Consider the following 23,333-nt stretch of genomic DNA (forward strand, 5'->3'; position numbering starts at 1 on the left):
ATGAAATTCGAGCCGATTGCGATCGTCGGGCAGGGATGCGTGTTCCCCGGTGCGGAGAACCCGGAGGAATTATGGCGCATCGTTGCCGAGCGGCGGGAGACGCTGACGGAGCCTGAAGAAGGCCAGTGGCGTCTGTCTCGCGCAGCCTCCCGGCGCGGCTCGGACGGGACCGAGTGGTCGACCCGCGGCGGCTACATCAGGGGCTTCCGGGCGGAGTTGGACCAGCTTGGCTTGCAGGTCGACGCGGCGCAGATCGGCGCGATGGACCGGATGGTCCGCTGGATGCTTCATGCCGCCGCGCAGGCGCTGCCCGATCCGGCGGCCGGCCCCGACAGACATAAACGGACCGGCGCGGTCATCGGCAATCTCTCGCTGCCGACGGAATCGATGTCGCGTTATGCGGAGCATGTCTGGCTGCAATCGCAGCAAGGGGATGTTCCGCGCGAGCTTTTTGCAGGGGAGGTCGGCGAGCCGCCGGACGCGGTCAACCGGTTCATGTCGGGCTACCCCGCGCATTTTCTCGCGAAGGCTTTCGGTCTGGGCGCCGGCGCGTTTTGTCTGGATGCCGCTTGCGCTTCATCGCTCTATGCAATCAAGCTCGCTTGCGACCGGCTGCATGACGGCAGTGCGGACCTGATGCTCGCCGGCGCCGTGAACGGGACGGACGCGCTATTCCTGCATACGGGCTTTCGCGCGCTGAAGGCGATCAGCCGGAGCGGGCAGAGCAGGCCCTTTCATCCGGAGGCGGACGGCCTTATACCATCGGAAGGCAGCGGCTTCGTCGCCTTGAAGCGATTGGCCGATGCCGAGCAAGCGGGCGACCGTATTCTCGGCGTCATCCGGGGCATCGGCCTGTCGAACGACGGCGGGCAAGGCGGCATGCTCGCGCCAGCCCGGGACGGTCAAATTCGCGCGATGCGGCAGGCTTACGCCATGTCGGGCCTTCGTCCGCAGGACGTATCGCTGATCGAATGCCATGCGACCGGCACGCCGCTTGGCGATGCGGTGGAGATTCAGAGCATGAGCGAAGTATTCGCCGGACGAAGCGGGGTTCCGATCGGTTCGATCAAGGGCAATATCGGACACCCGGTGACGGCGGCGGGCATGGCGGGCTTGATGAAGCTGCTTCGCGCGATGGAGGAGGGCGTCTATCCGGCCACCCTGCACTTGCATACGGACGGACCGGTTAAGCTGCTGGAGGGTACGCCCTTCCGGCTGCCGCAGCCGGGAGAGACTTGGCACCCGGAGGCGCCGCGGCGGGCAGCGCTGAGCGGCTTTGGTTTCGGCGGCAACAATGCGCACTTGATCGTGGAGCGTTATGAGCCTGGAGGCAGCGCGGCGGCTACGGAACTTGACCGTGAAACGATAGAGGCAAGCCGCATGGATGCGGACCTGGCCATCGTCGGCATCGGCGTAAGCGCCGGCAGCAGCAGGACAGCCCGGGAATGGGCTGCGGCCTTATTCGGACCGGACCCTGGCGATCGCGGGGAAAAGGGACTGGACACTTCCCGCTCTGGCGAGATCGCACTCAGCATGCAGGACATTACGGTACCGCCTGTCGACCTGAAGCAGGCGCTGCCCCAGCAGGTGATGCTGCTGCGGACGGCGGCCGATGCCGCGGCGGAAGCGGGCGGACTGACGGGCGACCGCGTCGGCGTATACGTCGGCATGCAGTGCGATGCCGAGATCGCCCGGCATATCGCACGGGTTCGGATCGGGGAATGGGCCGGCAAGTATGCGGCGCTGTCCGGGCTTCAGGCGTCGGGTGCTGACATCGCCTCCCTGCAAAATGCTTTTTACGGACCGCTTGAATCTTCTACGGTCGTCGGACTGCTGCCGAATGTGCCGGCCAACCGGCTTAACAAGCATCTCAAAATATCCGGTCCGGGCTTCACTATATCCAGCGAAGAGCTGTCCGGGATTACGGCGCTTGAGCTGGCTTCCCGCGCGCTAAGAAGCGGCGAACTGGACGCCGCCCTGATCGGAGCGGTCGATCTCAGCTGCGAGAGCGTGCACCAGGCCGCAGCGAAGGCCATGCTCGAGAGCGGAAAACAACAGCCGGGCGATGCTTCGGTCGTGCTGGCTGTCAAGCGGCTTGCTGATGCCCGGCGCGACTGCAATACGGTCTATGCGGTGCTGCCCGCCTCTGGCGGCGGCGCCGCGAAGCCGGGACTTTTGCTTGGTTCGGATGAACGGGATGCGGTGCAGCTTGCATCGCGCTTCGGCCATTCGCATGCGGCTTCCGGGCTGCTGCATGTGGCGGCAGGCGCGCTTGCCCTGCACCATGGACTGCTGCCGTACGGAAGCAGTCGCGGTCTGCGCCCATGGCTGCGAGGAGAAGAGCCGCGTACCGCCCGGATAAACGTCCGTGCGCTCGGCGGCGCCTCGGGTTCCGTCATGCTCGCGGAAGGTGACGGCGCTCCGTTTGCGCAGCGCGGCACCCGGGTGCCGACGCTGCATACCTTTGCAGCCCACGATCGTCGCCTGCTGCTGCAATCGCTTCGCGACCGAAAGGAATCGAGGCAAGGCGCCGTCCGTCTCGCGATCGTCGCACACGGAGAAGAGGCGCTGTCGGCGGCACGAGAGGCTGCTGCGCTTGAGCTTGAGCGGCTTATCGCGGCTCCCGGCTCCGGGCCCTTCCGTGAAGGACCGGGCATTTATTTTTCGGACGCGCCTGCCGGCGGCGAGCTTGCTTTCGTATTCTCGGGCGCAGCGTCGGCATACGCGGGCATGGGTGGCGGACTCCTCGCGGCGATACCCGAATTGGGCGTTGCGATCCGCGACCGGTTCCGTACGGCGGCCGAAGCTGCCGGCTGGATCTATGCGGAACAGGCCGATCGGGCGCCCGACGCGCTCGCCATGCTTGGCGGCGCTTCCTATTTGACGCAAATTCATGCGGCATTCACGCAGCAGTGGCTCGGGCTCAGACCGCACGCCGCGATCGGGCTGTCCTCGGGCGAGACGAACGCGCTGGCGGCGATGGGCGCCTGGGACAATCTGGATGGATTGTTCCGCGACTTGCAGAGATACGGGATCTATAGCCGAGAGCTCGCCGGAACCTACCGCGTCTTGCAGGAAGCATGGGGGGAACCTCAGCCGCAATGGGAAAATTGGCGCGTAAAAGCGTCGCCTGACGTCATTCGAGAGGCGATCGCATCGGAGACGCGCGTCCGGCTTACGATGTACAATGCGCCGGGAGACTGCATCATCGGCGGCGAGCCTGCCGCCTGCCGGCGCGTGCTGGACAAGCTGAGGCCGGCGCCTGCCTATCCGCTCGGCTACGATATGGTCGTGCATTGCCCGGAGTTGACGGCGATCGCGCCGCGCTGGCGGGAGATTCACCGCCGCCCCACACGGCCGGTGCCCGGCGTGCGTTTCTATTCGGGCGTGTCGGCAACGCACTATGAACCGGACGCCGAAAAGACGGCCGATAAGCTGCTGGAGATGGCAACCGGCTTCGTCGATTTTCCGGGAACGATCCTTCAGGCGTGGGAGGACGGCGTGCGCGTATTCGTCGAGCACGGTCCCCGCAGTCTGTGCTCGGACTGGATCGATCAGATTCTGGCGGGCCGCGAGCATCTGTGCATCGGACTGGATCAGCCCGGCGTCGATTCGCTGGAGCAGGCGATTAAGGCCGCTGCCCGTCTATTCGCGTCCGGTATCGATGTTAACATCGATCGTTTGCAGTCGCGGTTGGCTGAGTTGGGCTCTGTGCAAACCAAGAACGGTAAAGCCGCAGCCATGACATTCCCGGCGCATCTGCCGCCGGTTGTCCTGCCGAATATACAGACAAGAATGCCGGATGCCGGACATCCGATCGGACGGGAAGAGGTTAAGCCTTTGAAAACAATCCACCAGACCGCGCAGATGCCGATTACAATACCGAGGCCGGTGCCGGAGACCATGCCTGCAGCGCCTGCTGCACAGCCGGCGGCTGCGACGACGCTTCCCGCGCCTGCCGGGGAATACGCCAGAATGGCATCCGCGCATCGCCAATACGTCCTGCTGCAGAGCGGCATTCAACTGCAGCTCATGCAGTTGCTGGCTAACGGTGGATCGCTGCCGATGCACAGCATGCCTTCGCACGGTGGATCGCTGCCGATGCACAGCATGCCTTCGCACATGCCAGCCGTGCCTGCGTACATGCAAGCTGCGCCTGAATTACAGGCCGGGCCATCCAGTTCGCCCGCAGCACGCGCGATTCCGGAGCCGGCATTGCAACTCCCGGTATCGCAGCACCTTCCGGCATCGCACTTCCCGGCACCGAGCCCCCCGGAAGCGCACGCCGCAGCCGCGCAGCCGATCCGCTTCACCCGCGAGCAGCTCGAAACGTTGGCCTCCGGACGCATTTCCGACGTATTCGGTCCCGTCTTCGCGGGGCAGGACGGCTATGCGGTGCAGGTGCGCATGCCGGAGCCGCCGCTGCTGCTGGCGGACCGGGTCGTCGCGCTCGACGGGGAGCCGCTCTCGATGGGCCGCGGCTCCATCAGAACGGAAACCGATGTGCAAAATGACTCCTGGTACCTGCACAAAGGCCGCATGCCGTTCGGCATTATGATCGAATCGGGACAGGCGGACCTGCTGCTCATCTCATGGCTCGGCATCGACCGGCTGAACCGGGGAGAACGCGCCTACCGTCTGCTCGGCTGCGAATTGACGTTCCACGGTTCGCTGCCCGCGCCCGGCGAGACGCTGAGCTACGACATTCGCGTCGATTCGCATGCCAAGCACGGAGACATCCGGCTCTTTTTCTTTAATTACGACTGCACGGACGGCCAAGGACGCCGACGGATGACGATGCGTCAGGGACAAGCGGGGTTTTTCACGAAAGCGGAATTGCGCGAGTCGGCCGGGGTTATCTGGGATCCGGCGAAGGTGGAGATCGGGGCGGACGCGCGACTTGACGCGCCGCTTGTCTTGAACGCCAAAACGCGATATACGCCGGATGAGGTGCGCGCCTTCGCTGCCCGCGACTTGTACGGGTGCTTTGGCGAAGGCTTCAAATTCGCGCAGACGCACACCTGCTCCCCTTCGATCCAGAGCGGCCGCATGCTGCTGCTAGGCGAAGTGACGACCCTTGAGCAAGGCGGCGGGCCGCTCGGCCGCGGCTATCTCCGTGCGGAGACAGCTTTAAGCGGGGACGAATGGTTTTTCGCCGGGCATTTCAAGAACGATCCGGCCATGCCTGGCACGCTTATGCTGGAAGGCTGCGTGCAGGCGATGTCCTTCTACCTGGCGGGCCTCGGCTACACGCTGCGCAAGGACGGCTGGCGTTTCGAGCCGGTTCCGGAGCTGCCGTACAAAATGATCTGCCGCGGCCAGGTCACGCCCGAGTCCCGCAGCCTCGTATACGAGGTGTTCGTCCAAGAGGTTATGGACGGACCGGAGCCGACGGTCATTGCCGACGTGCTGCTGACGGTAGACGGCCGCAAGGCTTTCCACTGCAGCCGGCTGGCAGTGCGCCTGGTGCCCGATTTTCCGCTGCATACCGAGCTTCGGCATCTGGCGGAGGGCGCTTCGGGCGGCGATCCGCGGGCAGCCTCGTCGGGCGGCGTCACGTTCGATTACTATTCGCTGCTCGCCTGCGCCTTCGGCAAACCGTCGCATGCGTTCGGCAGCCGGTATGCCGTTTACGACGAGGGTAAGCATGTGCCACGTCTTCCGGGACCGCCCTATCATCTTATGACGCGCGTGACGGAGGCCGGCGGACAGCTTGGCGTGCCGAAGACCGGCACGGTCATCACGGCCGAATACGATATCCCGCCGGACGCGTGGTATTTTGCCGAAAACGGTTCGCGCACGATGCCGTTCTGCGTGCTGCTGGAAGCGGCGCTGCAGCCTTGCGGCTGGCTCGTGTCCTATCTCGGCATTCCCGAATCGCCGGAGCAGGACGCCTACTTCCGCAATCTGGACGGCAAAGCGACGCAGCATCGGGAGGTGCTCCCGGACGCCGGTACGCTGCGCACCCGGGTGAGTCTGACGAGCCTGTCGCGAATGGGCCATACGTATATCGAATCGTTCCAGGTGGATTGCTTCCTCGCGGACGCGCCCGATGCGCCGGTCTTCACCATGTCGACCGTTTTCGGACACTTCACGCTCGAGGACTTGTCCAATCAGGTCGGTCTCGGCGCGGGAGAGGCCGAACTTGCGCGAATGCTGGAGCCGAGTGACTTCGCAGCGGATTTGCGCAACGACGATACCTTGTTCCAGGCCGGTCCTGCGAGTAACCGGGCGAAGCTTGCGAGCGGCAAGCTGCTGATGATCGATCGCGTGACCGGCCATTGGCATAAAGGCGGCAAGCATGGTTTGGGCCGGTCGAGAGCGGAGAAAAAGGTCGAGGCGGGCGATTGGTTTTTCAAGGCGCATTTCTACCAGGACCCGGTGCAGCCGGGCTCCCTGGGCGTCGAAGCGATGGTTCAGCTGCTGCAGTTCCATATGCGCCAGGCGGGCATGGATCTCGGCATGAAGCAGCCGCGCTTTGAGCCGCTCGGCACGGGCATGGAGATCGTGTGGAAATACAGGGGCCAAGTGACGCCGCAAAAGGACAAGATCGTCGTGGACCTCGACGTCCTGGAGACTGGCCGCGACGAGCATGGCGTCTATGTGATAGCCGAAGCGTCGCTCTGGGTCGACGGCCTGCAAATTTACTTCGTTCCGCGCATGGGCATGCGGCTCGTGGACGATGGCGGTACCGGGACGGGGCCGGAGAAGACGGAAGGCGAGCCGGAGGTTGTCGTCGAACAATCGTTGTTCGACCCCGAGACGCAGCCGTGGATCCGGGATCATTGCCCGACGTATACCGCGTCGGCGATGCCTTCGACCTTTATTCTGGATACGATGGCGAATGCCGCGCGCAATCGCGAGCCAACCCGGATCCTTGCAGGCGCGGCGGACGTGCAGTTCAAGCGGTGGCTCGTCGTCGACCGGCCCCGTCTGCTGCAAACGGAGGTGCGTCTGGCGGAGAACCGGGACCTGCGTGGAAATAGCGCCTTCTATGACGTGAAGCTTTACGCCTGGCGGGATGCGCCGGATACGCGGTTGTCCCGGTTCGAGGAAATCGCGTCGGGCCGGTTCGAGCTGGCAGACCGTTACCCGGCCGTAAACGAAGCGGATTCCCGGCCGTTCGAGCCGCTGGAGAAGCAGGCGCGTGCCGCCGATCCTTACGTCGCCGGACGGGTTTTCCACGGGCCTGCCTTTCGGATCGCAAGCGACATCGTGTTAGGCACAAACGGATCTTCAGCCATCCTATCAGCGGAGGGCAATCGGGCGGGAGCCGCTTCCGTACCGACCGGATGCCTCAATCCGCTCCTGCTCGACGGCGCGACGCACGCGATTCCGCATGATGAGCTGGCTTTATGGGCGCCCGGGGTTGCGGACGAGCTGGTCGCTTATCCGTACCGGATGACGGCTTGCCGGTTCTACGGGAATACGCCGGTCGCCGGCGAAGTCCGCTGCGACATTCGCTTCGACGGCTTCGAAGGAGACGCGCGCTTCCCGGCTTTCCGGATCCGCCTCTATCGGGGCGAACGGCTATGGGCGGCGCTGCGGCTTGTCGAGGTGCTGATGCCCAAGGGGCGGATCGGCCGCGGCGACGGACGGAGCCGGAGAGCATTTTTACAAGAACGGATTTATGTGGAAGACATAGCGCTGTCCCGTAGCGAGGGGGGCGTCACAAAGCTGACCGAGGCCGAGGTGCGCGGATCGGACTGGCTCGCGGGCACGGTGGCGGCGGTATATGGCGTTGACGCTTCGGCGAGCTATAAGGAGCTGACGCGGCTCGTAGCGATCAAAGACCATGTGGGACTGATCGCCGGCGTTCATCCTTCGACCGTAACCGTGGATGAGAACGCAAGCTCTGCCTTCAGCTCGGTATATCCATATGAACGCCATTCCATCGCGCTAAAGGAAGAGAACGGGGAAATCCGTGTTACCTCGCAGGCTCCCATCCGGGATATCGAGGGGGCGATGGGTTATTGGAGGCAAAAGCTCGGCAGCGATGTCTGGCTTGGCGAAGACCTTTACCGGGCGTTAATCGCGAGCTTCGTCGGCGGGTTCGTCGTCGAAGATCCCGCGCGGTTCGCGCAAGCGAGCGCAGGACCGGTATTGTATCTCGCGAATCATCAGACGGCCGTGGAGTCGCTGCTGTTCGCTTGTCTGGCGGAAGGGCTGACGCAAAGTCCCGTGGCGGCGATCGCCAAGAAGGAGCATCGCGATTCGTGGATCGGCCGGATGCTTTGGCATATGGAAGCGAACCCGAATGTGCGGTTCACGATTCCGATCGTCCATGTCGACCGCGAGGACCAAGGGGCGATGCTGCAAACGTTAAAGGACCTTGCCGTGCGCATGCAGGCCGGCAACGAGTCGATCCTTGTGCACGTCGAGGGGACGCGCGCGCGGACCGAGGATAAAGAAGTTACGGTCGTGAGCGGCATCTGGACGGATCTTGCGCTGCAGGGCAACATTCCGATCGTGCCCGTCCGGTTCAGGGGCGGCTTGCCGGCGGAGGAATCCGAGTCGCGGCTGGAGTTTCCTGTCGGATATGGCAGTCAGCATTACTATATTGGACGTCCGATCTTCCCGGATGAGCTGCGGGCGCTGCCCTTGCCGGCGCGCAAGCAGGTGATTCTCGAGGCGCTGAACGGAACGGGACGGACGCCTGTGCAGAAGGAAGGCGCCCCTGTGCAACAGGAAGGCGGGCTGGCCGCAAGCGGCGGCAATCCGGACTTGGCCGAGCAGATTCGGATTCTGACGGAGCAAGCCCGCATTCCTTATGAGCAAGCCGTGCTGCTGGCTTCGCTCGCGCGCCTGGCGTCGTGCAGCCCCGAGGGCGCGGCGCTGCTGCAAGGCGTGTCGGCAGGGAAGCTGCGTGTCAAAGACGATCCCGCAGGACAGTGGCTCGCGGCGTTTGCCGGCTGGCTGTACGGTCAAGCGGGACCGAAGGTGCAAGTGACGAAACGGAGGAAAAACACGCATGCAGACAACGCTTAAATGGATGCCGGGCGATACGGGGCCGGTCTTTGCAGGAGAGGCGCTTGCGCCGCTGGCCGCCCGCGTGCGCGAGCCGGCGTATATCGTACGTTACGGCGAAAACGGCGCTTTAGGCGTAGGCTTGGGCGGGAGCGTCGTTCCAGCTAGCGGCGCGGGGGCGGCGAATTATCCGCTCGCCGCGATGCTGCCCGCGCTCTATCCCGAGTGGCTGGGCGGGGGCGCTTTCGCGCAGGCGCACGGCGTGCGCTTCGCCTATATCGCGGGCGAGATGGCGAACGGCATCGCGACCGCGCGCATGGTCATCGCGATGGCGAAGGCCGGCATGCTCGGCTTTTTTGGCGCGGCGGGCCTTCCAATCGAGCGCGTCCAGGCCAATCTCGACGTGATTCAGGCCGAGCTCGATCCGTCAGGTCTGCCTTGGGGCATCAACCTGATTCATACGCCCAACGAGCCTGCGATGGAGGAACATATCGTTGATCTGTATCTCCGCCGCGGCGTAAGAAGGGTGTCGGCCTCCGCGTTCATGGGACTTACGCCGAGCATCGTCCGCTACGCATGCAGTGGACTAACGCTTGACGCATCCGGTGCGATTCGCCGCCGAAATCATCTGTTTGCGAAAATCTCGCGGCCCGAGGTCGCCGGCCCGTTCATGTCGCCGGCGCCGGACAAAATGCTTGCGGAGCTCGTGGGCCGGGGCCTGCTGACCGCCGAGGAAGCGCGGCTTGCGGCTTATGTGCCGCTGGCCGAAGACATTACCGTCGAAGCGGATTCCGGCGGACATACCGACAACCGTCCGCTGACGTCGCTGTTCCCGACGATCATGCGCCTGCGCGACGATTTGCAGCAGCAATACAATTATGCGACCCCGATCCGCGTCGGCGCTTCGGGCGGCCTCGGCACGCCGGCTGCCGTGGCGGCCGCTTTTGCGCTTGGCGCGGCCTACGTCATGACCGGCTCCGTCAACCAATCGGCCGTAGAGTCGGGCTTGTCCGGCGAGGGCCGCGCCATGTTGGCCACGGCGGGACTGGCCGATGTCGTCATGGCGCCGGCCGCGGACATGTTCGAGCAGGGCGTCAAGGTGCAGGTGCTTAAACGCGGCACCTTATTCAGCGCCCGCGGCTTTCACCTGCTCGACCTGTACCGCAGCTATGGCCGGATCGAGGATATACCGGAGAGCGTGCGCCTGAAGCTGGAGAAGGAAGTGTTCCAGGCGCCGCTCGATTCGATCTGGGCGGACACCGTCCGTTTCTTCGAGAAGCGGGAGCCGGGGCAGCTCGAGCGGGCCGCACGCGATCCGAAGCACAAGATGGCATTGATTTTCCGCTGGTATCTGGGCAAGGCCAGCCGCTGGGCGATCGACGGCACGCAGGAGCGCAAGCTCGATTACCAGATCTGGTGCGGACCGGCGATGGGCTCGTTTAATGCCTGGGCCGCAGGCTCCTTTCTCGAACAGCCGCACAACCGCACGGTTGTCCAGATCGCCTGCAATTTGCTGGAGGGCGCGGCTGTCGTCACGAGAGCGCAGCAGCTGAGGAGCTACGGTCTTTCGGTTCCGGCTCAGGCATTCGATTACAGGCCGCGGCCGTTCGAGCTTTAAACGGAGGCGTATAAATTGCTGCTATCGTTCTACGTTGTTACACTTTTCATGATCGGCTTCTTTACCGCAGCGGCGTGGCTCGGACACAAGCGCGAGGTCGCCGTGCGCGGCGTAACGCTGATCGTGCTGCAAAATGCGACCTGCCTCGCCCTTTGGGCAGGCTACCCGGTTTTTCGCCTGTACGCCGCCCTGGTCTTGCTTGTCGGATTGCTGGAGCTTAGCCGGCATTACCGGATCGTCGGCGGCATGCGGCTGCGTGCGGGGATACCGCTTTTTGTCCTTGTAACGGCAGCTTCTGCAACGATTTTCCTCGAGGCGGAGCGGATCGGCATTTATATGCTGCCGGTCGGACTTGCGCTTGCCGGATATACGTTTTGGGTGCCGGCTCGCCAGGTGCGGAGCTCGTCATTCGGCGCGCTGTTTACCGTCTTTGTGCTTGCACCCGGAGCAGGCTGCCTGGCTCTCTTGTCCAAGGACGGCGCGGCGGCGATCATTACCTTCCTCCTGCTGCTGCAGATGAACGATGCTTTCGGGCTGCTCGCAGGCAAGAAGTTCGGCCGCACCAAACTTTTTCCCCATATTAGTCCGGGCAAATCTCTCGAAGGCTATATTGGAGGGGCAGCCGGCGTCATAGCGGGCGTCCTGATGCTGAACGGGTGGATCCCGGCGCTAGAAGGCGTTTCAATCGGCAAACAGCTGCTTATCGTCTGCTTTATTTTGCTGCTGGGCAATATGGGGGACTTGCTGTTTTCGGCGCTCAAGCGCAGGCTCGGCATCAAGGATTTCGGCAGCATGCTGCCCGGGCATGGCGGTCTTCTCGACCGCTACGACAATATTCTGTTCGGCGCACCGCTCTTCGCGCTGCTATGGGGGCTGCTGCCGTGAAGCAACGTGGAGGGAAGACAGGGATGGGAAAATGGTTTCCGGCGCTGCGATACTGGAATCTCGCGAACGCGATAACGACCGGCGTATCCGTCTGCGGACTGCTGGCCATGGTGTTTTTTGCAAAAGGGCAATATGCGCTGGCGTTTACGCTTTATGGCGCGGCGATATTGGGCGATTATGCCGACGGAATTGTCGCCCGCAAGCTCAAGCAGTCATCGACCTTCGGCCAGGAGCTCGATAGTCTGGCGGATGCAATCAGCTTCTGCGTGCTGCCGGCGTTCGCCGGTTATTCGCTCGGCGTGACGTCTCCGCTCGGCATAGCGGCACTCGTTTTGTATCTCGTAGCCGGACTGTGGCGTCTTGCCTATTTCAACGTCAGCGGCTTGGAGGAGGACGGGCGGCATGCCTACTACACAGGCGTACCGACCACGATTGCGGCCAGTTGGCTGCTGGTGCTGAGCCCGTTCATGCTGGCGGGCGACTTTCCGGGACGCGAGGCAGCGGTAGCGGCGGTTTTCGCCGTCTGCGGTCTCCTTATGTTATCCGCTGTGCCGTTCCGCAAGAACGGCATGATGACCAAGGCGCTGTATGTGCTGCTGCCGGCAGTCGTCGTGTTGAACTGGGTATTATTCGGTTAGACCTAAGCTAAGCGTAGTTCGTTCTTCATAATCCCCAAGCGGATAATAAAATGCTTACCATGGTTTTTAAATGGTAGGCATTTTTTATTTTGGTACGCGCTTCGTCATTTGGTGCCGAACGCAATCATAAAGAGGATTTTTTTTACAGTTAGACGAATTTTACAGTATCAGGTCGAAGAAAATATTGAGTTGCTGAGTGAGGCGCTTCCAAAACGGCGTTGTTTATCTCCGCTACCGCGTGATTGTCTAGCCAATCCTAAGGAAAGGGGAAAAGCATGTTGAAATCGTTTCATATCGCTGCATGCCTGGTCATTGTCCTGTCGCTGCTCACTGGCTGTAACAAGTCGGATGGCGCAATAAATTTCAATAATCGTACCGCTATGTCCACTACTCCCGCTCAGGCAGCGTCTGAGCCTCAACCCGAGTCCGATGTTCCGACTTCCACAGACCGGGGGTTCGACTTGCTTCAACAGTTTCTCGGAGCCGTCAGATCACAGGACAGCAAGAAGCTAACCGATCTCATGCGGAGCACGAATCCTGATTACGAACAAGATTATATACACATTGACGAGTCTGTTATGAAACAGTTCCTGAAGATGCTGAGCGTGGAGATAGAACCTGGAACGATTCAAGCGACGCTAGATGAGTCCGGGGATCGACAAGCGACATATATCGTTACCGGCACCAAAGGCAGCAGTAGTCCTGTAACGATTAATGATAGGCTGTACGTAAGTTTCCCGAACGGTTCAGACGATCCGTGGCTGGATTGGTCCTACATTCGTTATTTGCCCTACGCGGAAGCGTTGGCCGGAGAATACATTCGTCTAATTCAGGCAGGGAATGCAGAGCAGCTGGCGCGTTTTTCCGTCGTGGACGATACCGGGTTGACGACAGCTAGTGCCAAGGAGTTGATTACGAATTATGCAACCCACTTCAATTCCATGAACCCGGCTGAATTGGTGTACAAAGGAAATTTTCAGTTCGAGGTACGCGATGGATCGGAAAAAAATCATACCTTTCAAATCATATACGGCGATGGGCTAATGGGTATCGACGATACGTTCGCTCCGACGATGACAACGATGTAGAAGCAGGGTCTGGCGTAAATCTTGTTTCGCTCCCTGGAGACAATAGCTCAGAACCGGATGGAACTCATCAGTGAATTAAGGGGTTGGCTATGGAAATCTATACACCGAGAAAAAGTTGGGTGCTTTTTGGGTTGTTACTGATCGCCTTAGCTATATTACCTATAAAGGCTCATTCTGTATTTGATATTATTGTCGGCATCGCAACGATAATCGGTGGCGCCTCATTTATACTGATTGGTTTAGGCAAATTATCGTACGTTGAACTGGCTATGAAAGGTGGCGTTACATTGAACAACTTTACAATAATATCGTTTGCTCCGTACTCATTAAACTATCTAGTCTATATACAAAATTCGTTTCTAAGTAAAAAAGGAGAACCAAATAAATTTCCGTCGACTAATGCTGATTGGGGACTTCTTGAGGAGATGCACTTTTGTAATGTATTTAAAGCTGTGTGGTCCGAAGTGGTGGGAAGATTATCTGCGAACCATTTGTCCGATCATAATGGAATTATAGAAAAGGAACGCAAATTATTTCAACGATTATTCAATCAAGAAGGTCAAGGGAAAACGGGATTTGAAGAAAGTAAGAATTCGTTTTACTCCTGGTTTTCAAGCTTTGCTGGGCAAATAACTATAGAGCGAGCATCGGATCACATGATGTATTACGAAACAGATCTTTACAATAAATTGTCAAGTGATATGAACTTCAGCACTAAAACTAAACATGATCTTCTTATAAGCCTAATCTATGATAATTGCAGTTTGGGGAGTAGCGAAAGTTATTATTGGCATTCTGTTATCTCACTTCGAGATCTGTATAGAGACAGAAAATCCTTAGTCCCCAAAATTGCAGACCATTGGAACAATAACGTTGTAGAACAGTAGAAGTTACTATCGCCATAATGGATACGATAGCGTAGTGCACTAAGGTTATTGAGCTAACTGGGACGATAATTCAACGACAAAGCCTGCTGGCAAGGGCGGCAGGCTATTAACGGGCAGTTTAGCACAACAATAATCTGGAGGGGAACAATGAAAATTCCAAATGAGTTAGATGGAGCTAGGGTAATTGAATATACTATGAATTCTGTGGAAAACAAATTGTTCCAAAATGATTAAAAGCGTTATGACTCCCTAGAGAAGAATAGCTGTCGAAGTACAGGGGATGTTCAACTAACGGGAAACATTATTTCACAGGACACAGCGGCAGCCGGCCACACGATCGGTTGCCGTTGTTCATTGAAGTAAGGGGCAGGATACCATGGAGCTTTTGTAGAAGTTTACTTAACAAAAAAACGGAGTTCGGAGAAAGAAATGGACAAGGATGTTACTGAAACGGAGTTTATTAAAATGCTCCAAAAAGGGCAGAGAGTTTTCAATAGAATTTGTGTCGAGCAAGGTGCTTTAAAGGGGTTTGACATATCAGGTTTAACTTTTTGGGAGTGCTTATTCTCCGTTGACTTTTCAGATTCCCAATTTAAAAACACGAAGTTTATTAATTCAAATCTGAAGACATGTATTTTTACTGATTGTATTTTAAACAGAGCGGTCTTTGTAGGTAACTCCTTTGATGGGACGGATTTCTCAGGAGCAAAGGTGGAAGGTATAACATTTAAAGACAATACCTTTCATGCTATCATGCTCACGGAGTCACATCTTGCTGAGATGATATTATAAATAAGGATGAAGTAAATGACAATAAACAAAAAGAGCTCAAGAAGAATAACAGTTAGAGATGATAGATATAATTGGACCATTTCTCCAGATAGTGGTTACATTATCTTAATCGTTGAACATGAAGTTAGCCGTGGGAATCGCCTTGAGGTTTATATAAAATCAGATATCGACAGTGCGTGGGTAAACTTCCCAAATACAGAACATCTGAATTTGAAAATTATCAGACCTCGAGATGTTGAGTATTTTATTACTCAGGCGCTTGATTTAGGGTGGGTTCCAAATGCTAGAGGTAAACCGGTTGTTTTTGATTTTGACGGTAAAAACATATTAAGAAGATTGCGCTAACGGAGAACATTAGTTTAATTAACAGCCTGCCGACGAGATCCGGCAGGCTATTAAGCTCCCTAACGGGCAGGATAGTTGAATAATTTTGCGAATAACTTAACTCATTACGAATTTACGAAGTTCACGAAGTTCACAAAAAAGGCGTTTGCCGAAAGAAGTTCTTAGTTTAGGAGGAGGCTATATGATATTAGAAAAAGTTATTAATAAAATTGTAATACAAAGTGAATATAAGGATTTTGTTGATAAGTATATAGAGAATATACTTACCGAATTTAAAGGTAAAATTCATAGCATTTATATGTGTGGGTCGATTCCAAAAGGAACTGCTAAACCTTTTAAGTCAGATGCAGACTTTACTATTGTATGTGAAAATCCCAAAGATATTGATCACGAAAGGTTGTCAAATATTAAAGATAGGCTTTTGGAAGAATATTCAGTAGTAACTAAGATTGATACGATAATTTGCTCGATTGACGATGTATTAAGTAAACCAAATGAGTGGGGTTTTTGGGTTAAGATAATTTGTGTTTGCATATATGGTCAAGACGTTGGTGAAAAAGTACCACCGATAATTATTTCTCCAGCGTTCATTTTAGACTTAAATATAGAGACCAAGGAGGAAGTAGGTCGTATACATCGTTTACTTTCTAATGCTAGTGATATCACAATGAAAACTAGATATATTAAAGGTTACTCTAAGAGATTAATTCGTGCATTATACTCTTTGGTTTTAGAAGATACAGGTGTATGGCAAGATGACATTATTATGATGAAGAATGCCATATTAAACTATTGTGAGATTGACTCCACTTTAGTTGATTATCTATATGCTTGTTACTTGGATAGTAATAATGTACTTGTTGAAGAGTTTCTGGAAATTGCAGATGAAGTATATAGCTATTTTGAGAACGCGTTAAATGCAATGGCTGCTTCCAGAACTTCCTTTGACTAAGACCATAATGACGCTCGGGGTCACCCTGAGAAGCGAGTGACCACATCCAGCCCCCTAAGCCCGTCGGGAGAAAAGAGGTTTTCATATCGGTCCCCCTTTAGTTCCTTTAAGAATACCCGCGGGATGGCTAATATCATTTAACCAGTTTACAGAAGCAAACCCTGATTCATTTATCGATGATGACTATAAGTACAAGTGGGAGTTTAATGAGGATATTTTTCAATTTGAAAACACTTATAGGAAACGAATATTGGATCTTAGTTGGCGCCCAGCGTTCAATCCCAATGGTGAGTATATTCTTGTTTTAGTAGATGCGAATAATCTTTATTGGAATCCACCATTACGTGAATTTCGCTCAAGAGACATTAGCAAGATTGTTGAAATGACTGAGATTTGGCTGTTGGAAATCTCAAATGGAAACTTTTAGTCATTCGATTCCTAACGGGAAGGATAGTTCTATATTCTCATGAACCCTTCAAAATTGCTGATAGGAGAATATATGAGTAGAAGGTGATCAAGTCTGGATCCACTTTTAAAATTCAAGGAGCTCATTTATTCTTACATTTACCTAGCAATATCTATAGAGGAATTTGAAGAGAATTTATATTTATTAATTCAAGAAAATCATAATAGTAACCTTACAGATAAGTATTTAATCCAAATTGCAACCTTTAATTTTAAGCAACCGGATAGTCCCTACAAGCTAATTAAGTTGATAAAGGACACATGGAATCATTTATTTAAAGAAGATATTGAAAACGAGTATATACGCAGAATTCTTGCTGGAATAACTGATAAAAGCATACCAATTCATTTGGGCTGTCATTTATTATCAGCTCTTTACCACAAGGGGAATGAATCTATACCAAAAGAATTTGAAGAATTTTATAGCGAACTACTTGATGTTCCTCTACCAAAGGAATATACAATATGGAATCAAGAAGCTTTAAAAAACAAATTACAGAAGCTTAAATTATATGAGCAGGAAGTAATTGAACTGGCCAAGGAATTTTTTGAAACTAAAAATAACAGTCTTTGACCTGACCAGGAAATTGGTTATTTCATTAACATATGCACTTTATGGATATTCACCCTTCGATTAGGACTGGCTTTCATTCCGCCATTGGTGAACAATAGTTCAATTACACAGCCTGCCGTCGGAATCCGGCAGGCTGTTCAACTAACAGGCAGTTATGCGTAACCTCCAGGGAATGTAAACGTCTAAATAAAGTAAGGAACGAGGAGGCAGACATTTCATGGGAGGAACGAATGTATGGGATGCGGAGTGGGAGGTTAACGAAGAACAGGCGCGGACGCTGATCGGCAGACAATTCCCTCAGCTGTCATCGAAGCAAGTGAAGCGGTTGGGCTGGGGCTGGGACAATACGGTTTTTCTCATCGGTGACGAGTACGTGTTCCGGTTTCCAAGAAGAACGATTGCAGTTGGCTCGATTCGTATGGAAGGGAAGCTGCTGCCGAAGCTGGAGGCTTATATGACCATCCCCTATCCGAAACCGTTGTTTTATGGCGAAGCAAGTGACGAATACCCGGCACCATTTCTTGGCTATGCCTACGTGCCAGGAGATTTCCCCATCGGTTTGACGGAAGAACGCCGGGCCTTATCGGCAGAGACGCTGGCGAAATTTTTGCGGAGATTGCATGAGTTTCCGGTGCAGGCGGCGCTGAAGTGCGGAGTTCAGCAAGATCATCGAAGCTTGACAGACATAGCATCGCGCAAAGTGAAATTGGAGGGCTTTCTGTCGAAGGTGGTTGAACACTTGTCGCCGGAGGAGTCCGGTATGATCGAAGCGTATATTAGCAGGCTGCAAACAGACCGTGTCGAGGCGGTGAATGCACTGTTACATGGCGATCTTCATTTCAAAAATATGCTTGTGAATGAGAACGGGATCGTTTCCGGCATCATTGATTGGGGCGATTTGAGCGTAGGCCATCCGGCTTGCGATTTGAGCGTTGCTTACAGCTTTTTACCACCTTACGCTCGCGGCGTGTTTTTCGAAACTTACGGAGGAGCGGACGAGGAAACGAAGCTGCTGGCGCGGCTGATCGCGGTATACATCCCCGTACTGATCTTGATGCAAGCAGTCGATGACGGGAATGAAGCGATTGCGGCAGAGGCGAAATCCAACATCATGCGAGCACTGTCGGATTAGGCTCATTATTTCGTTGCAGCTATAGGGCTATGACTATCGACACCATTTTGTCGTTGTTGCGGTCAAGAAAGGATAAAGAAATCGTCAGGTAATTTTCCCTGGTGGTTCTTTGTGTGAGGGGAATAGAAATCCGGAAGATGCGATTGTGATAAAAAACCACCCATGACACTGGTGAGGTCATGGGTGGTTTTGATCATTTTCATATGTTCAGGTTAGACAGAGTATTGAGCCATTCTTCGTATCCATTACCATACCCGACTTATTTGACCGGCCCCATCCAGGTTGTAATCGTCTTCCTCTGGTGCGGCAACGGCGGTTTCAACTTCCCATTATCGATCAAATGCTTCAAAATATAAGCGACCAACCGGCCGCCGCCGGTATTGCCTCTCACCATGTAGGCAATCTGCGGCTCCAAATGCTTCGGCTGATTTTGCAGGAACAGCTTAAGCATTTTATCGTAGAGCTTGCTGACAGCAGCCGTATAAAGGGCGGACAAATCCGGCATTGCCTTGTTCAACCGATCCAGCGTTTGCGGAGAGTCGATCCAAACCGCATTGAACTTGTACCCCTCCTCCGTCTTGCGGATGTACCCCTTCTCCAGCAGGAACGAATATTGCTCGCTGTTCTCTTCGTTGTCGGGCAGTTCCCCTTGATGGAACGCATGGCAAACCTCGACATTCCGGTATTCCAGGAAACGCCAATCCATCTGGCGGTCGCTCCAGTACGTATTGAATTGCCACAAGTATAAGGGAGTGTCTTCGACGTAGCGGATCGACGGACCGAAGGTGACGTAACTACTCAGATCAAAACCCGGATCGACATTGCGGCTTCGGTTCAACGCCGCATAGGCGATATACTGCCCTCCGTCCTTTCGCATCGGCGCGACCGCATCGAAGTTGTCGCCCGCCGGCAGGCCCCGCCAGGCTTGCTCCCCAACGTTTTTGGGCAGCAAGGTCCAGAGCAGAAAGTTATAGTCGCCGTCCGGAACGTACACTCCGCTATCCTCGACTTGCCGGCGAACTTCCATTAACGCGTCGAAATGAACATCGGCCACTTCGGCGGCGCACTCCTGCCAGAATCGATGACCGGCAACGGCCAACTCGAAGAGGTCCCAGACGATGGTATTGCTTTGATATTTGCCGGAAGAGGTTTGGACGAGAAAATTGTAATCGGCCAGGTGCCGGACTTCGCCTTCCAGCAAAGACGGCGGCATCCCGAGCTCCTCCGCGATTTCATGGACGGTATGCGCCTTGCGATAAGCTGCGTAAACGATATTTTGCGCCAAGGCGCGTCCAAGAAAATCGTTGGTTTCGCCCAGTCTGCCGGCTGAGCCGGAATGGCCCATTTCCCCCATGCTGACCGGATTGATGCTCAAAGTTCCTGTTGCGCGCATACGGTTCATTCCTTTCCTTAACTCCTTTTTGGCCTCGCTCAGATGCCACTTCACCGTGTTGGCAGGAATGTTCAGAGCAATCGCGATATCGCGGATTTTAAGCTCGTCGTAGTAATACATGACTACGATCCGGCGATGAATGTCGGACAGAAACGCGACTTCCCGGCGCAGCCCGCGATAAGCTTCGGTTTCCAGCAGCCGGTCAAGCGGCTCCAGGGAAGGGTCGGCCGGCAGTTCGGACATGCCGTTGATTTCGATCGCTTGGGGAGCGTGTGCTCGCTTTTTCAACCAATTCACCCAAGTGTATCGGGCAACCGTCCAAACATAGGCCTCCAGGCTCCGAATGTCCCGCTTACCTGAGAAGGATTTTAACAACTGCAGCATAATCTCCTGAGCCAGATCCTCCGCCTCCGCCCGCTGCTTAACCCGGTTCAACGCAAAACCGAAAATCGGTTTGACATAGCTCCGAATCGCTTCCGCCGCTTCTTTTCCTTTCCGCTCTGTCGAATCCATCTTTCGCCTCCGCAATTGCCTCTATAATTCCTGACAATCAAATAGTGTGCCTAGCGGAATAAAGGTTGGAATATTTTTAAAAAAATTTGAATGGATAAAGAGACTCACTTTTAGTATATAAAGATACTTTTTTCCGTTCAACTAAGGTACGTTAGTTCAACAATACCGCCGCAGTCTAATACTTTATTTTCTCGATCAGAGCTTCCGTCGATGGAAATATTGGGATCATTCTAAATCGTATTTTTCAATGACCAGTAGGACTGGCAACCGGCTTTAAGCGAAAGGGCAGAATAGCGCGGCAAACTTTAGCTGGCCACAGAACGTCTAATGAGTGAATAAAATACACGCACTGAATACGCGGAGGGTTATAAATGGGGAAACGAATAAGAAATAAAACTGCGGTCGTACTGGTGATAGTAGCAAGTGCCATTCCTTTTCTTTTTCTATGGTGGTGGTTGAAGACATTTAGTTCCATATAACGTTTCGGAGAAAAAGGATTATTTCTCGGCGGATCATTTGACGATGTTGCTTTGTTTATAAAGCGGGCCGATTACTTCGATACATGTGATGATTACTTGTGCTGTATTTCAAAACGCACTGGAACATCATTTACTATCCAATATTGGGTTAGGTCTTCTCCCTACGAAATACAAAAAGTAAGATCAAAGATTAATCTTTAAGAGGATTACGGGCAGTACCATCTCCAAAATTGAAAACAGAAACAGGGCACAGAATGTAGTTTCTGCGCCCTGCTCTTCTTTGGCCGTAACTGCAAAGCGGGCGCAGCTTGGGATAAATTTCGTTAACTTCTACGAATACGATGATCTACAAAATCTGTCCGATACGCGGCTGGAAGCTCGGATCCTGCGGGTCGTAGAATACCATCTCGCGTTCGAAATGGCTGCCGTACTGTTCGAGCTTGCCGATGTCCAGGTCGATGCCAAAGCCTGGACGGTCTGGGAGCGCTATTTTGCCCTGATTGAATATCAAAGGATCTCGAAGCAAGTCGCCGGTCATGAAGTTCAGATGCGTGTCGTTGGCGAACGGGAAGTTCCTCGAAGAAGCGACCATGTGTACGTTGCCGAGCGTCCCGATCCCCGTCTCCGCCCAGCTTCCGGTGACGCACCAGATGCCGGCCTGGTTGGCCAGGTCCACGATCTGCCTGGCCTTGAGGATGCCGCCAGCCTCGGAGGGGTAAACGAGGAAGCAGGCACAGGCTCGTTTATCGATGAGACGTAAAGCATCCTCGAACGTCGCGCAGCCTTCGTCCGCGATGATCGGCACGTCGACTGCGCGGGCGACGGCGGCCATGCCGTCCACATCGTCGTACCGCGTCGGCTGCTCCACCATTTGCAGATCGTACTTTTCCATGCTGCGGATCGCCTTGATCGCCGTCGGGACGCTCCAGTTCTGATTCGCGTCGATGCGGATTTTCATCTTCGCCCCCACCGCTTCACGGACAGCCTTCACGCGTTTTGTATCCAGATCGATATCCCGTCCCACTTTCAGCTTCAGCTCCGTATAGCCGGCCTCGGCGAACCGTCGCGCTTCTTCGGCATTATTCTCCGGCTTGTCGATGAATATATAGCCGGAGAATGCGACCTCCTGCTTCACCTTGCCTCCGAGCAGGTTGTATACGGGCGTATTCAGGATCTTGCCGCGCAGATCAAGCAGCGCCATCTCAATGCCGGCCATGCCGTAGTAGCCGATTTGCTTCCAGTTAACGCTGTATTCCTCCAACCGATGCAGAATGGACTCTAGCTCCATCGGGTCGCGGCGGATCAGGAACGGGGCGAACTCCTTGTCCACGACTGTCTGAATGACGGGGATAGTCGGCCCAACCGACTCGCCGATTCCGACCAATCCTTCGTCCGTCTCTACCTGAACGATGAGGGACGGCGCGCTGTAACGCGTGCCGCCCGACCATTTTTCGCCCTTGTGAAACGGTATTTTAATTGCTTTCGTTTTGACGGCCGTAATTTTCATGTCCGTGCCTCCTCGCGCAATTCAGTTACGATTACTTTAACGGCTTCGCTCGCCGGATCGCGGGCAAAAGCCAGGGCTTCGTCCAATCTGTCAAACGAGTACCGCCGTGTGATCAGGGGATTAACCCGAACCGTGCCGCCGGCCAGCATCTCGATCACGCGAGGCCACACATGCGGTGCGTTGGTCGAACCCATCAGCGTGAGTTCCTTCAACACGACGGTTGACACATCCACTAGAATCGGATTCCCGGGAAGCCCGAAGACCAACAACTGCCCGCCCGACTTCAGCAGCTCGATACTGGTCCGCACAGACCGCTCTGTCCCCGCTGCGTCGATGACGATATCCTGGCTGTTCGCCAGCGTCAATACTTCCACGTCTGCCCGGCCCGCATTCAGCCCAAGATCGGCGCCAAGCGCGCGTCCCAGCTGCAGACGATGCTCCTGCAAGCCGATGAGCGTAACCTTGCCTACCCCGGCCGCCTTTAGCAGCTGCACATAGTAAAGTCCGGTCGGACCGTCGCCCACGACCGTTGCTTGCATGCCCAGCCGGATCGACAGCTTGTCGATGCCGCCGAGGCAGCAGTGCAGCGTCTCCGCCTGCGAAGCCGCCTCGAGGCTGATCTCGTCCGGAAGTTTGTACAGGTTGGAGGCGGGGATGGTCAAATATTGCTGCCAGCCGCCCGGATAATGCAAGCCGATCTCGCCGGCATCGGGGCAGCGGTGTTTGTTGCCTGCCCGGCACTGGGCGCAATGCCCGCAGCCGATCAGCGGATCGATGCATACGCGGTCTCCGACGGACCATCCGCGTGTACCGTCGCCGAGACGCATGACGGTACCGGACAGCTCATGTCCCAAAGGGAGCGGAGGCGGACCGAATCGCGCCTGCCCGCCCATGATGTGCAGATCCGTGCCGCAGATCCCGATCGCTTCGATCCGGATCTCCGCCTGACCGGCAAGCGGCGGTTCGCGGAGAACCTGCCGCGACTTGACCTCGTTTACGCCGCCCGTCCATTCCCATATCTTTTTAAGCTGTTCGATGAATATCCCTCCAGCTTGATGAAGATGTCCGACTGCCTGCCTCAGGCGGTGCACCCCAGTC

Annotated in this window: 14 protein-coding genes; 11 read left to right on the forward strand and 3 right to left on the reverse strand. The window is 55.5% G+C overall.

All coding sequences use genetic code 11. The annotated features are described in order from the left end of the window. The 11 genes from ACFSR7_RS20575 (at position 1) to ACFSR7_RS20625 (ending at position 18,343) form a co-directional block, all read left to right on the forward strand. Positions 1–8,988, forward strand: coding sequence for a beta-ketoacyl synthase N-terminal-like domain-containing protein (locus ACFSR7_RS20575; RefSeq protein WP_378164843.1), 8,988 nt, complete (start codon positions 1–3; stop codon positions 8,986–8,988). Continuing rightward, positions 8,972–10,585: a PfaD family polyunsaturated fatty acid/polyketide biosynthesis protein gene (locus tag ACFSR7_RS20580; protein ID WP_378164844.1), complete on the forward strand. Its 1,614-nt coding sequence runs from the start codon at positions 8,972–8,974 to the stop codon at positions 10,583–10,585. The genes ACFSR7_RS20575 and ACFSR7_RS20580 overlap by 17 nt, the downstream gene beginning before the upstream one ends. A 15-nt stretch (positions 10,586–10,600) precedes the next feature. Beyond that, a complete protein-coding gene (locus tag ACFSR7_RS20585) occupies positions 10,601–11,470 on the forward strand; it encodes a phosphatidate cytidylyltransferase (protein WP_378164846.1) in 870 nt (289 codons plus the stop codon). A gap of 23 nt (positions 11,471–11,493) precedes the next feature. Beyond that, positions 11,494–12,108 (forward strand): CDP-alcohol phosphatidyltransferase family protein, encoded by a 615-nt coding sequence (locus ACFSR7_RS20590; protein WP_378164847.1) that lies wholly within the window; start codon positions 11,494–11,496, stop codon positions 12,106–12,108. A gap of 275 nt (positions 12,109–12,383) precedes the next feature. Continuing rightward, on the forward strand, positions 12,384–13,196 hold the full coding sequence (locus tag ACFSR7_RS20595; RefSeq protein WP_378164849.1) for a hypothetical protein: 813 nt from the start codon (positions 12,384–12,386) through the stop codon (positions 13,194–13,196). An 89-nt stretch (positions 13,197–13,285) separates the two neighbouring features. Further along, the gene (locus ACFSR7_RS20600) at positions 13,286–14,083 is read left to right on the forward strand and encodes a hypothetical protein (RefSeq protein WP_378164851.1); all 798 of its coding nucleotides are present in this window, start codon (positions 13,286–13,288) and stop codon (positions 14,081–14,083) included. 429 nt (positions 14,084–14,512) lie between these two features. After that, the gene (locus tag ACFSR7_RS20605; protein ID WP_378164852.1) at positions 14,513–14,875 is read left to right on the forward strand and encodes a pentapeptide repeat-containing protein; all 363 of its coding nucleotides are present in this window, start codon (positions 14,513–14,515) and stop codon (positions 14,873–14,875) included. Between the two features lie 15 nt (positions 14,876–14,890). Beyond that, the gene (locus tag ACFSR7_RS20610; RefSeq protein WP_378164853.1) at positions 14,891–15,220 is read left to right on the forward strand and encodes a hypothetical protein; all 330 of its coding nucleotides are present in this window, start codon (positions 14,891–14,893) and stop codon (positions 15,218–15,220) included. Positions 15,221–15,401: 181 nt separating this feature from the next. Then, a complete protein-coding gene (locus ACFSR7_RS20615) occupies positions 15,402–16,172 on the forward strand; it encodes a nucleotidyltransferase domain-containing protein (RefSeq protein WP_378164855.1) in 771 nt (256 codons plus the stop codon). Positions 16,173–16,884: 712 nt separating this feature from the next. Next, entirely contained in the window at positions 16,885–17,211 is a 327-nt protein-coding gene (locus ACFSR7_RS20620; RefSeq protein WP_378164857.1) for a hypothetical protein, read from the forward strand. 217 nt (positions 17,212–17,428) lie between these two features. Then, a complete protein-coding gene (locus ACFSR7_RS20625; protein WP_378164859.1) occupies positions 17,429–18,343 on the forward strand; it encodes a phosphotransferase in 915 nt (304 codons plus the stop codon). A gap of 259 nt (positions 18,344–18,602) precedes the next feature. Here ACFSR7_RS20625 and ACFSR7_RS20630 read toward each other — a convergent pair whose 3' ends face one another. From ACFSR7_RS20630 to ACFSR7_RS20640, 3 genes are all read right to left on the reverse strand, one after another. Next, positions 18,603–20,249, reverse strand: coding sequence for an RNA polymerase sigma factor (locus ACFSR7_RS20630; RefSeq protein ID WP_378164861.1), 1,647 nt, complete (start codon positions 20,247–20,249; stop codon positions 18,603–18,605). An 825-nt stretch (positions 20,250–21,074) separates the two neighbouring features. Further along, the gene (locus ACFSR7_RS20635; protein WP_378164863.1) at positions 21,075–22,235 is read right to left on the reverse strand and encodes a mandelate racemase/muconate lactonizing enzyme family protein; all 1,161 of its coding nucleotides are present in this window, start codon (positions 22,233–22,235) and stop codon (positions 21,075–21,077) included. After that, positions 22,232–23,326: a zinc-dependent alcohol dehydrogenase gene (locus ACFSR7_RS20640; protein ID WP_378164865.1), complete on the reverse strand. Its 1,095-nt coding sequence runs from the start codon at positions 23,324–23,326 to the stop codon at positions 22,232–22,234. The genes ACFSR7_RS20635 and ACFSR7_RS20640 overlap by 4 nt, the downstream gene beginning before the upstream one ends. Between the last annotated feature and the right edge of the window lie 7 nt (positions 23,327–23,333).

This window comes from Cohnella sp. GCM10020058 (genome assembly GCF_042683485.1).
Taxonomy (GTDB): Bacteria; Bacillota; Bacilli; order Paenibacillales; family Paenibacillaceae; genus Cohnella.